Source organism: Rhodococcus sp. NPDC049939, from assembly GCF_040656415.1.
Classification (GTDB): Bacteria; Actinomycetota; Actinomycetes; order Mycobacteriales; family Mycobacteriaceae; genus Rhodococcus_F.
Genome location: NZ_JBFAMC010000008.1, coordinates 59,368 through 70,957, shown reverse-complemented (window position 1 = coordinate 70,957; position 11,590 = coordinate 59,368). Strand labels below are relative to the sequence as shown.

The 11,590-nt window shown below is 62.7% G+C and carries 10 protein-coding genes; 7 read left to right on the top strand and 3 right to left on the bottom strand.

The window, feature by feature from the left end; all coding sequences use genetic code 11:
* Positions 1-5: 5 nt before the first annotated feature.
* Positions 6-926 (bottom strand): ABC transporter substrate-binding protein, encoded by a 921-nt coding sequence (locus tag AB0I57_RS19750; protein WP_358339170.1) that lies wholly within the window; start codon positions 924-926, stop codon positions 6-8.
* 463 nt (positions 927-1,389) lie between these two features.
* Here AB0I57_RS19750 and AB0I57_RS19745 point away from each other — a divergent pair, with 463 nt between their 5' ends.
* Complete coding sequence (locus tag AB0I57_RS19745) at positions 1,390-1,914, top strand: 2'-5' RNA ligase family protein (protein WP_358339168.1); 525 nt, start codon at positions 1,390-1,392, stop codon at positions 1,912-1,914.
* On the opposite strand, the gene AB0I57_RS19740 is transcribed toward AB0I57_RS19745, so the two are convergent.
* Positions 1,915-2,820, bottom strand: a complete 906-nt coding sequence (locus AB0I57_RS19740) for a DMT family transporter (RefSeq protein WP_358339165.1) — start codon at positions 2,818-2,820, stop codon at positions 1,915-1,917.
* Between the two features lie 194 nt (positions 2,821-3,014).
* On the opposite strand from AB0I57_RS19740, the gene AB0I57_RS19735 reads away from it, so the two are divergent.
* Both AB0I57_RS19735 and trxA read left to right on the top strand, forming a co-directional pair.
* Positions 3,015-4,013 (top strand): helix-turn-helix domain-containing protein, encoded by a 999-nt coding sequence (locus tag AB0I57_RS19735; protein WP_358339163.1) that lies wholly within the window; start codon positions 3,015-3,017, stop codon positions 4,011-4,013.
* Positions 4,014-4,086: 73 nt separating this feature from the next.
* Complete coding sequence (trxA, locus tag AB0I57_RS19730) at positions 4,087-4,455, top strand: thioredoxin (protein ID WP_358339160.1); 369 nt, start codon at positions 4,087-4,089, stop codon at positions 4,453-4,455.
* Between the two features lie 17 nt (positions 4,456-4,472).
* Here the strand turns inward: trxA and polA are convergent, their stop codons facing one another.
* Positions 4,473-7,217, bottom strand: coding sequence for a DNA polymerase I (gene polA, locus AB0I57_RS19725; protein ID WP_358339157.1), 2,745 nt, complete (start codon positions 7,215-7,217; stop codon positions 4,473-4,475).
* A gap of 251 nt (positions 7,218-7,468) precedes the next feature.
* Between polA and AB0I57_RS19720 the strand changes: the two genes are divergently transcribed.
* Genes AB0I57_RS19720 through AB0I57_RS19705 form a run of 4 tightly spaced genes read left to right on the top strand, consistent with a single transcriptional unit; the run spans position 7,469 to position 11,572 of the window.
* On the top strand, positions 7,469-8,809 hold the full coding sequence (locus AB0I57_RS19720) for a branched-chain amino acid ABC transporter permease (protein WP_358339154.1): 1,341 nt from the start codon (positions 7,469-7,471) through the stop codon (positions 8,807-8,809).
* Between the two features lie 3 nt (positions 8,810-8,812).
* Positions 8,813-9,802: a branched-chain amino acid ABC transporter permease gene (locus AB0I57_RS19715; RefSeq protein WP_358339151.1), complete on the top strand. Its 990-nt coding sequence runs from the start codon at positions 8,813-8,815 to the stop codon at positions 9,800-9,802.
* A complete protein-coding gene (locus tag AB0I57_RS19710) occupies positions 9,795-10,784 on the top strand; it encodes an ABC transporter ATP-binding protein (protein ID WP_358339148.1) in 990 nt (329 codons plus the stop codon). Before AB0I57_RS19715 ends, AB0I57_RS19710 begins: the two co-directional genes overlap by 8 nt.
* Positions 10,781-11,572 (top strand): ABC transporter ATP-binding protein, encoded by a 792-nt coding sequence (locus AB0I57_RS19705; RefSeq protein ID WP_358339146.1) that lies wholly within the window; start codon positions 10,781-10,783, stop codon positions 11,570-11,572. Before AB0I57_RS19710 ends, AB0I57_RS19705 begins: the two co-directional genes overlap by 4 nt.
* Positions 11,573-11,590: the final 18 nt, after the last annotated feature.

Below are 11,590 nucleotides of genomic sequence, written 5' to 3'. Positions count from 1 at the left end.
ACCGTTCAGCTCGTCGCGCCGTTGATCTGAGAAGTTGTGATGACACCCTGCTCGACGCCCCAGTTCTGCGCGATCTGCGCGTAGGTGCCGTCGTCGATCAGATGCTGAAGAGCTTGCTGCAGAACCTCCGCCAAAGGCGAGCCCTTCGCGACGGGCCAGCCATAGGGCTGTGCGTCGAAAATCTCTCCGGCTGCTTCGAGCTTTCCCTCGCTCCGCGCGATCGCGTAGCCGGTGACCGGGGAGTCTGCGGACATCGCGTCGATCCTGCCGAGTGTGAGCGCATTGGCCACATCGTCCTGACTATCGAACTTGACGATGTCGATCGGCGGCTGACCGGCTGCGACACACGCCGCGCTCTTGGCGGGTACTTCTTCGATGTCCTCGATGGTGGTCGTCTGCACGCCGACCCGCAGCCCGCAGGCATTGTTCGGATCCACCGATCCGCCTGCGGCCTGGGCCCACTGCACCCCGGCGCTGAAATAGGTGACGAAGTCCACCGACTCCTCACGTTCCAAGGTGTCTGTGAACGAGGACGCGCCCAAGTCGTAGCTGCCGGCCTGCACCGACGGAATGATCTTGTCGAAGTCGGCCTCGGTGAAGACCGGCGTCACACCGAGTACCTTCCCGACGGCATCCATGAGGTCGATATCGAAGCCGACGATCTTGCCGCTCGGATCCTTGAACTCGTTGGGAGCGTATGGAACATTGACGCCGACGATGATCTCGCCATCCGAGGCGATCTCCTCGGGCAACTGGGCCGCGATCGCGTCGACCTTGCTCACCTCCGGGATTTCGCCCCCGTCAGGCACGCCACCCTCGGTGTTGGACACGCACCCCGCGAGCAGCAGAGCACTGGCACCCACCAGCACCCCGAGGTTGCGGGTAACTCGGCCTCGCTTAATGACGGATCGACCAGTCACTGCCATGTCCTCCAAGAAATAGTGGTGCATCGAACGAACTGCGGCGAAGGAGAAACTCTCGATCGCCGAACTGAAATTCTCGAACGGAAGGCTACTTGACTTCCTCCCGGCCGTGGGAATCCTACGTGCGAAAACCTGGTGGGTCGTCCTCCGTTCCGGTTGATCGTCACAACCCGGCTGTGGCATCAGCATTCCAACACATCCGCGAACACGGCGGCGGCCTCTGACCGGCAAACGTCTCCGACGGCTCATGCACAACCGACAGACCCGCTTCGCGCTCACCGAAAAACATCCGTGGTCGCCATCGAATGTCGCGGGATCCTGAAACGGAACACTCTGACCAGGCTATCGGTCGGCACACCGAGCGCGGTGTGCCCAAAGTCTCGATAAGGCTTCCACGTGACTCGACGACACCCAGTCTCCGCAAATGTTTGCCGTCACACTGCTCATGGGGCCATGATTTCCTACCATGGTCCAGTCGGTGGAACTGCTGTTCGACGAGGAAACCGACGTAGCCGTTCGCGCCGAATGGCAACGTCTGTGGGATGCGGGGCTACCCAGCCGAACCCGCGTTCGTGCGATATCGAATCGACCACATGTCACCCTGTTCGTGGCCCGCCACATCCCGACTGAGATCGACGAACTCCTCCGCAGGCAAATCGCCACGCCTTCGTTTCACATCCGGCTGGGCGGCCTCGTGGTGTTCGGCAGCAGCCGGTACGTGACCCTCTCACGGCTGGTGGTGCCGTCGAAGGCGTTGTTGTCTCTGCACCGGAAGGTCTTCGACCTCGCGGAGCAAGCCACGAAAGTCCCACCACACATCCGGCCCGGGGAATGGACACCGCACGTGACCCTCGCACGGCGACTCCCAGCCGACCAGATCCCGGATGCCGCGCGACTACTCGACGGTGGCGACATCGTCGGCCACGCATCCGTGATGCGCAGATGGGATGGGGACGCCAAACGCGAGTGGATCCTCACCGCACCCCCGTGATCACTTCGCTTTTACGACCGTCGTATTCGTGACTCTTCGCGAATAGCGTTGCGTGACAACAATTCCTGCAATGACCGCAAGTCCACCTACAGGATGGTTCCAGGAGATGCTCTCTCCGAGCGCAATCGCGCCGAGCACCACCCCGACCAGCGGCGTCAGGTATGTCACGGTGGACGCGACTGTCGGACCCCAATCACGCACCACATTGGTGTTCCAGACGAACGCCAGCCCGGTGCCGAACACCCCGAGCCCGATCATCGACGCAACTATCGCGGGCGTCAGGTTCATTGGAGTATTCGCCGCCCAGGGCGAAACGGCGAGCAACACCAACGCTGCAACCAGAACCTGCACGAAGGCGACGGTGGGTGCGCCGATACCGCGCGGAAGTATGAATCGGCGCAGATATACCAGTGCGACACCGTAAGAGGCAGTCGCCCCCAGGCACGCGAGCTGGGCCTGGACACTGCCCACGGACGCTATTTGCCACGGAGCCAACACCACGAGCACACCCGCGAATCCGAGCAGTAGCCCGAACAGTTTTGCGTCCGTGAGTTTCTCCCCTGGCAGCAACGCCAACGCCAACGCCATCGTCATCAGAGGTGTCGTCGCGTTGTAGATGCTGGCCAGCCCGGAGCTGATTGTCTGCTCGGCCCAACTGAACAGCAGCCACGGTACGAGACATTGCACGACGGCAAGTACGGAAAGATGCGCCCACGTCGCCGCATCACTCGGCAACCGTGACCGCGTCAGACCGAGAACCACGCCGAGGGTGAGCACCCCGAGAACCAGCCTCCACAGGACGACCTGAACGAACGACAAGCCGTCGAGCCCGACCTTGATGAAGAAAAAGCTCGCACCCCACGCAAGCGCAGCACCTGAATATTGCGCAGCCGGACCCGCCCTCAAAACCGGAAGTCCCCGTGCTGGGTGACATCTTTGTGCGTATCTGGTGTACGGCCGGTGAGCACGAGCACGTCAATCGCCAGGAACACGAAGAGAATCACAACCAGGATCGCCATGCTTCGAGCCTGGCTTCTGCTCGTCCGCGAGAAAAGTGGCAGGAATGACACAGTTCGACATTTTTCCGCCATACTGGTGCGGTGTTGAAGAAGGTTGTCGTCCCACTCTTACCTGTCACCGAGGCGTTCGAACTCGGTGTCGCCTGCGAGGTGTTCGGAGTCGACAGATCCGACGACGGACTCCCCACCTACGATTTCTCCCTGGTCGCAGGCTCACCTGAGCCCATTCGCACTCGTTTCGGGTACGGAATCGATGTTCCCTACGACCTCGATCAACTCGATGACGCCGATCTCGTCATCGTTCCTGCGGGTGGGACCTATACCCTGGCAGACTGCATCGACGTTCGCGGCGTGGACATCGACTCGTGCATGGATCCACTTCTGGACAAGCTCCGAGCCGCCGTCGCCCGGGGCGCCAAGGTTGCCAGCCTCTGCAGCGGCGCGTATGTGCTGGGGGCCGCAGGCCTCCTGGATGGCCGAAAGTGCACCACACATTGGAAGCACACCGAGCGACTCGCTGAGCGCCATCCTGCCGCCACGGTCGATCCGAACGTCCTCTATGTGGACGACGACCCCGTTCTGACCAGCGCTGGTACCGCAGCGGGCATAGATCTGTGCCTACACATCGTGCGAAAGGCGCAGGGCAGCGCAGTGGCCAACGGCATCGCGCGCCGCATGGTGGTCCCGCCCCACCGAGACGGCGGTCAGGCCCAATACGTGGCGACGCCGCTGGCAGCTACGGCGACCGACACGCTCGGACCGGTGCTGGACTGGATGACCGAACATCTGGCCCTCGACCTCTCGGTGACCGCCATGGCAGCGAAGGCCAGCATGTCACCGCGCACATTCGCGCGCCGGTTCCAGGCCGAGACGGGCTCCACCCCAGCACGTTGGCTCCGCGATCAGCGGGTCCTCGCCGCACAACACTTCCTCGAGAACTCGAACCTGCCGGTCGACGTGATCGCCGACCGCGTCGGATTCGGAAGTGGGGCGGTACTGCGGCAGCATTTCCTGCGGCTGCGTCGTACCACCCCGCAGACGTACCGACGCGCCTTCCGTGACACTGAACGAACCGCCTGATCGGCATGCAGGGAAGAATCGGGGGTGAACGGGCGTTGCACAAGCAACACCATCATCGATCGAAAGGACGCTCGTGGCCACCAAGACACTGACTCAACAGAATTTCGATGTGACCGTGAACAACAATGACGTGGTTCTCGTCGACTTCTGGGCATCATGGTGCGGACCGTGCCGCGCATTCGCTCCTACTTTCGAGGCTTCGTCGGAGAAGCACCCCGACGTGGTGCACGGCAAGGTAGACACGGAAGCAGAACAAGGCATCGCGGCGGCGGCAAACATCCGCTCGATCCCGACCATCATGGCGTTCCGTGAGGGTGTACTGGTGTTCAACCAACCGGGTGCGCTGCCACCTGCCGCGCTCGAGGATCTGCTCACGCAGGTAAAGGCCCTCGACATGGACGAGGTGCGCAAGCAGATCGCCGAGCAAGCGCCGGCCGAATAGGACGACGGGGGCGTCGCCTAGTGTGCGGCGGCGTCCCAACTGCGCCCCGTACCGACGGACACCTCGAGCGGCACCGACAGTTCGATGGCAGAGGACATCTCATGACGGACCAGCTGCTCGACGTGGTCACGCTCCGACTCGACCACCTCGAGCACGAGTTCGTCGTGAACTTGCAGCAGCATGCGCGATTTCAGCCTCGCCTCACGCAGTGAGCGTGCAACGTTGATCATCGCAACCTTGATGATGTCGGCGGCCGTGCCCTGGATCGGGGCATTCAACGCGGCCCGCTCCGCGACTTCCCGCCGCTGTCGGTTGTCACTGTTGAGATCGGGCAGATAGCGACGGCGACCATACAGCGTCGATGTGAAACCGTCCTTCCTGGCTTGTTCCACGACCTCGCGCAAGTAGTCGCGCACGCCACCGAACCGCGCGAAGTAAGCCTCCATCTGAGATCTGGCCTCTTCGGTCGAGATCTTGAGCTGCGATGCGAGCCCGAAGGCGCTGAGTCCGTACGCAAGACCGTAGGACATTGCCTTCACCCGGCGCCGCAGCTCGGGCGTGACCTCGTCGATCGGCACGCCGAACGCGCGGGCACCGACGAAGCTGTGCAAGTCCTCTCCGGTGTTGAACGCCTCGATCAGCCCTTCGTCCCCGGACACGTGAGCCATGATCCGCATCTCGATCTGGCTGTAGTCCGCAGTCAGCAAGGTATCGAAACCCTCACCGACCACGAAGCCGTCGCGGATCTGACGCCCCGCGTCGGTACGGACGGGGATGTTCTGAAGATTGGGTTCGGTCGAGGAAAGCCGTCCCGTGGCCGCTACCGTCTGATTGAACGTCGTATGTATGCGGCCGTCCTCGGCAACGGTCTTGAGTAGACCGTCCACGGTCACCTTCAGACGTGTCGCGTCTCGGTGCGCGAGCAGATGCTCGAGAAACGGGTGCGACGTCTTTTCGAACAGGTTCTGCAGCGCATCGGCGTCCGTGGTGTAGCCGGTCTTGGTCCTCTTCGTCTTGGGCATCTCCAGTTCGTCGAAGAGCACGACTTGCAGCTGTTTGGGTGAACCGAGATTGATCTGCTTCCCTATGACCCCGTAGGCCGCCTCCGCCGCCTCGGAGACCTGGGCGGCGAAACGGCTCTGCAAATCCTGCAGGTGATCGACGTCGACCGCGATGCCTGACGCCTCTAGGTCTGCAAGAACTTCCATCAGAGGCAACTCGATTTCGGAGAGCAGGGTGCTCGACTCGATGTCGGACAGTTCCACGTCGAGTGCGGCCGCCAGGTCGAGCACGGCACGCGCGCTTAGGATTTCAGCTTCCGCAGCTTCGGCCTCCACCTTGTCGGCGTCGTCCAGTAGCGACAATTGCTCCTCAACGTTCCCCTCCACCCGAAGCTCTCGGCGCAGATAGCGCAGCGCCAGGTCGTCGAGATTGAACGTCCGTTGGCCGGGCCTCACCAAATAGGCCGCCAACGCGGTATCACTCGTGAGTCCACGGAGCACCCAACCGCGGGAGCGCAGCGCGTGCATCGCCCACTTCGCCTCGTGCAGGGCCTTCGGCTTGTCTGGATCGGCAAGCCAGTCACCGAGCGCCTTCTCGTCGTCGGGTGTGACCCGCGCGGTGTCGATATAGGCGCCTTCGCCGTCCGCGGCCGCGACGGCTATCGCCGTCACGTCGGCACCGTACGGCGTCCGTGTTCCAACCACGGAGACTCCGGATCTATCGCCGCCCGAAGCGTGCTCGGACAGCCAGTCGGCGACCTCACCGGGTTCGAGCGCGCCGCCGCGCACCTCGAAGCCCTCTTCCGCTTCGGCCTCTACGGGTGCGAGTGTCGCGAACAACCGGTCTCGCAGCACCTTGAACTCGAGATCGTCGAACAGTGCGTGGATCCTGTCACGATCCCACTGGGCGAGGATCAATTGGTCCGGGGTGTAAGGAAGTGGAACGTCGCGCACCATCTCGGTGAGTTCCCGATTGAGGAGGACGTTCGGAAGATTCTCGCGCAGCGCGTCGCCGACCTTGCCGCGCACCTTGTCGACGTTGTCGACCAGGCCGACGAGGTCGCCGTATTCCCTGATCCACTTGGTCGCGGTCTTCTCCCCCACGCCCGGGATGCCCGGCAGGTTGTCGCTCGGGTCTCCCCGCAGAGCCGCGAAGTCAGGGTACTGCGCTGGTGTGAGCCCGTATTTCTCCTCCACCGCCGCAGGGGTGAACCGGGCCAGGTCCGAGACACCCTTCTTCGGGTACAGAACCGTCACCTGGTCGGTGACCAGCTGGAGCGAGTCCCGGTCACCGGTCACCACGAGAACGCGGTACCCGAGCGCCTCCGCCTGGGTGGTCAGTGTCGCGATGATGTCGTCGGCCTCGAAGCCTTCTTCTGCCATGACGGGAATGCCCAGCGCGCCGAGAACATCCTTGGTGATCTCCACCTGACCTTTGAACTCGTCCGGTGCTTTGCTGCGATTCGCCTTGTACTCGGGGAACTTCTCCGCCCTGAAGGTTTGCCTCGACACATCGAACGCCGCCGCGACATGGCTGGGCTGTTCATCGCGCAGCAGGTTGATCAACATCGACGTGAACCCGTACACCGCGTTGGTGACCTGGCCGCTGTGGGTCTTGAAGTTCTCTGCCGGCAGTGCATAGAACGCGCGGAAGGCCAACGAGTGACCGTCGAGAAGCATCAAGGTGGGGCGGTCACCATCTGGCGCCGCTGCGCCGGAGGTAACGGACGTGGTGGACCGGGGTGTCGTTGCGGGGCTCACGATTGCCCAGTCTAGGGAGCGTGGACGACAGCGATCAGCCGGACGCTTCGAAACCCAACAGAAACTTGCCAGAAATCCGAGAACCCGATTTCGCGCGACCTGAGCCGCTAGAGTCCGGAAGTCGCGAACGGGCTTTCGACAGTCCGTCGCTGCACGACCCGACCAACTAGACATACCCGGAGGACCTGTTCGTGGCCCCAACCGTAAGGAAGCGACTCCCAAGAATGAGTACGCGACCGACACCCCCAGGGATGAGCACGAGACGAGGTCCGGTAACCCCGTACCTCGGCCGCGTGTTCGCCCTATTCCTGCTCAGCCTCGTCGCTGCGATCACATTCAGCGGTCCCGCAGCGGCACAGGAGTCGACCCCGCCGCCACCCCTCGACGCCAGTGCGCAAACCGCACCCCCGGAGAACGCGGTCCGGGTTACCGGCACCCTCAACAACGGCGGCGACCGTCTCGCCGGCGTCGAAGTGCGCGCCCTCGACTCGTCGGGGCAAGAATCCACCCGCACCGATTCAGCTGACAACGGTCGCTGGGAGGTTCATCTCGCTCCCGGCACCTACACGTTCGAGATCGTCGAAGAATCGCTCCCCGACGGCGTGAGCGTGCAAGAGACCGTGGAGCGAGAAGTGGTGGCCGGTCGTGCCAACACCGTGATCTTCTTGTTCGGAGAGGAACGAACCGGTTCCGACATCTCGTTCTACGAGAAGCTGATCCGGCAAACCGTCGACGGGCTCCGGTTCGGTCTGATCATCGCCATCGCGGGTGTCGGCTTGAGCCTGATCTACGGCACCACCGGTCTGACGAACTTCGCGCACGGCGAACTGGTGACGCTTGGTGCCGTTGCGGCGTGGGTCGTCAATGTGACGTTCGGGATGCAGCTGATCGCGGCCTCTGTCATCGCGATCATCGTCGGCGTCCTGATCGGCCTTCTGAACAACGCCGCTGTCTGGAAACCCTTGCGCCGACGCAAGACCGGACTGATTGCGCAGCTCGTGGTGTCGATCGGTCTCGCGATTGCCCTGCGCTACCTGATCCTCATCTTCTTTTCCGACCGCACGGAACCGTTCGACGACTACCAAGTCCAGGTGCAGAGGCAGTGGGGTCCGATCGCGATCACCGATGCCAATCTCGTATCCATCGTCATCAGTCTCGTCGTCTTGGTCAGCGTCGCGCTGCTACTACAGAAGACGCGCATCGGCAAGGCCATGCGCGCCGTTTCCGACAACCGTGACCTCGCGGAGTCATCCGGGATCGACGTCGAACGTGTGATCCGCTTCGTCTGGGGTCTCGGCGGAGGTCTCGCCGCCCTCGGCGGGATCCTGTTCGCCATCTCCGAGCTCGGCGGGCGCGTGCAGTGGGAGATGGGCTTCAAGCTTCTACTGCTGATGTTCGCCGGAATCACGCTCGGTGGACTCGGCACCGCGTACGGTGCGCTGCTCGGTTGTGTGATCGTCGGCCTTCTCGTCCAACTGTCCACGCTCGTAATCAACCCTGACCTCAAGTACATCGGAGGACTGCTCATCTTGATCGTCATCCTCGTAGTCCGGCCTCAGGGCATTCTCGGCAGCCGACAGAGGATCGGGTGAGACATGGACATCATCGGAGCACTACAGGTTTCGCTCGCCCAGCTGATCGGGCCGTCGGCGATCTTCTACGCACTGCTCGCAATCGGCTTGAACCTGCATTTCGGCTACGCGGGACTGCTGAACTTCGGCCAGATCGGATTCGCACTCCTCGGTGGCTACGGCGTGGGAATCATGACAGTCACCTATGACCAGCCGCTGTGGCTCGGCGTTCTCGTCGGTCTCGCATTAGCGGGACTCTTGGCCCTGGTCCTCGGCATCCCGACGCTGCGGCTACGCGCCGACTACCTCGCCATCGTCACGATTGCCGCATCGGAGATCCTGCGGCTGGTATTTCGTTCCACCGCTGCGGATTCCGTCACCGGATCCACCAACGGGTTGTTCGGTTTCGCAGACCCGTTCACGGACCTCAGCCCGTTCGATTCAGGGAAGCAGTACTCCTTCCTCGGGGTGAAGTTCTACGGCGACGACCTGTGGTCGATGGTGGTCGGCTGGTCGCTCGTCCTCTTGCTGTGCGGGTTCGTATACCTTCTGACACACAGCCCGTGGGGTCGCGTGCTCAAAGCAGTCCGCGAGGACGAGGACGCCGCGCGATCGTTGGGTAAGAACGTCTTCGTCTACAAGATGCAGGCCCTTGTCCTCGGCGGCATGATCGGCGGCCTGGGTGGCGTGTTCAACGCACTGCAAACCAAGTCGATCAACCCCGACTTCTATTCGACCGCCCAGACGTTCTTCGCCTTCGGCGCGCTCATCCTCGGTGGCGCCGCCACCGTCTTCGGACCCGTCATCGGCGCGATGCTGTTCTGGTTCCTCTTGGCCATCCCCGACGCGTTGCTGCGGCAGGCTATCTCGGGACCCGAACCGCTCCTCGCTCTGACGGAACAGCAGGTGGGTGCCATGCGATTCGTATTGCTCGGCATCATGATCGCCGTCCTGATGGTCTTCCGGCCACAGGGCATACTGGGCAACAAGCGGGAGGTACAGCTCAATGCCTGACACCAACCTCACAGCCGAACAACGCGCGGCGATCTTCACCGACGTGCCACACTCGCCAGGCGTGCCAAAACCGGACCCGATGCTTGTGGTGGACAACGTATCCCGGTCGTTCGGCGGGCTCAAGGCAGTCCACGTCGACCATCTGGAGATCCAGCGCGGCTGTATCACTGGACTCATCGGGCCCAACGGTGCGGGTAAGACAACTCTGTTCAACCTGCTCACCGGTTTCGACCGGCCCGACACCGGTACGTGGTCGATGGACGGCCAGCCCCTGGGCCGGTTGTATCCACACCAGGTGGCTCGCAAGGGGGTGGTACGCACGTTCCAGCTCACCAAGGCGCTGTCAAAGCTGTCCGTGCTCGACAACGTGCGACTCGGGGCAACGGGGCAACGGGGCGAGCGCATCGCCAACACCCTGCTGCCATGGACGTGGAAGGCTCAGGAACGTACCGTCACCGAACGCGCCCACGAACTGCTCGCCCGGTTCAAGCTCGATGCCAAGGCCGATGACCTCGCCGGTTCGTTGTCCGGCGGTCAGCGGAAGTTGCTGGAGATGGCCCGGGCGTTGATGACCGATCCCACGGTAGTGATGCTCGACGAGCCGATGGCCGGCGTGAACCCGGCGTTGACCCAGAGCCTGCTCGGCCACATCAAGTCGTTGCGCGACGAGGGCATGACCGTCGTGTTCGTCGAACACGACATGGATGTCATCCGCGATATCAGTGACTGGGTGGTGGTGATGTCTCAGGGCAGCGTGATCGCCGAGTCCACTCCGGAACATCTCTCGTCGAACGAAGCTGTGGTCGACGCGTATCTGGGCGCCCACCACGATCAGGCACTCCAATTCGACGACGCGGGAAATCCCGTGGGCGAAACCGCCGTCCTCGCCGAGGCTCTCGAAGCGGCCGAGGCCGAGACCCTCGAGAGCGGTGGCGACCTCTCCGAACCCGAAATAACCGAACTGAGGCATGAAACCCCATGACCGAACTGACCCCAGCGGAATTCGCAGCTACACCCGAAGAGCACGCAAGACTCGCCGAGGATGCACTCCTCCGAGCGGACGGCTTGGTTGCCGGTTACATTCCCGGCGTCAACATTCTCAATGAGTGCAACTTCTTTCTGCGCGAGGGCGAGATCGTAGGCATCATCGGCCCGAACGGTGCGGGCAAGTCCACGCTCCTCAAGTCGTTGTTCGGGCTGGTTCCGGCCCGGGAGGGATCCGTAGTCCTGCGCGGTGAAGACATCACATCCAGGCCTGCCCACGAGCTTGTGCACAAAGGAGTCGGCTATGTCCCGCAGACCCAGAACGTCTTTCCTTCGCTCACCATCGAGGAGAACCTCGAGATGGGGATGTACTTGCGCCCCAAACTCTTCGAGGAGAGGTTCGAGTTCGTCGGCGAACTGTTTCCCCTGCTGGTCGAGCGGAGAAAGGTGAAGGCCGGCGCCCTGTCCGGCGGCGAACGACAGATGGTCGCCATGGGGCGCGCCCTGATGATGGACCCGTCTGTTCTGCTTCTCGATGAGCCGTCCGCCGGTCTGTCACCGATGTTCCAGGACGAGGTGTTCATCCGCTGCAAAAGCATCAACGGCGCGGGAGTGTCGGTGATCATGGTGGAGCAGAACGCCCGCCGATGCCTGCAGATCTGCGATCGCGGATACGTTCTCGACCAGGGCCGTAACGCCTATACCGACTCGGGGCCGAATCTCATGCACGACCCCAAGGTGATCGAACTCTACCTCGGCACTCTCGCGGGAAGCCAAGAGAAGTAGCAGTCCCGCGGGTGACCA

Excerpts from the sequence above, each read along its gene's own strand:
- AB0I57_RS19710 (WP_358339148.1), top strand. The coding sequence starts at position 9,795 with ATGCCTGACACCAACCTCACAGCCGAACAACGCGCGGCGATCTTCACC.
- AB0I57_RS19705 (WP_358339146.1), top strand. The coding sequence starts at position 10,781 with ATGACCGAACTGACCCCAGCGGAATTCGCAGCTACACCCGAAGAGCAC.
- AB0I57_RS19750 (WP_358339170.1), bottom strand. The coding sequence starts at position 926 with ATGGCAGTGACTGGTCGATCCGTCATTAAGCGAGGCCGAGTTACCCGC.
- AB0I57_RS19715 (WP_358339151.1), top strand. The coding sequence starts at position 8,813 with ATGGACATCATCGGAGCACTACAGGTTTCGCTCGCCCAGCTGATCGGG.
- AB0I57_RS19745 (WP_358339168.1), top strand. The coding sequence starts at position 1,390 with ATGGTCCAGTCGGTGGAACTGCTGTTCGACGAGGAAACCGACGTAGCC.
- AB0I57_RS19720 (WP_358339154.1), top strand. The coding sequence starts at position 7,469 with ATGAGCACGAGACGAGGTCCGGTAACCCCGTACCTCGGCCGCGTGTTC.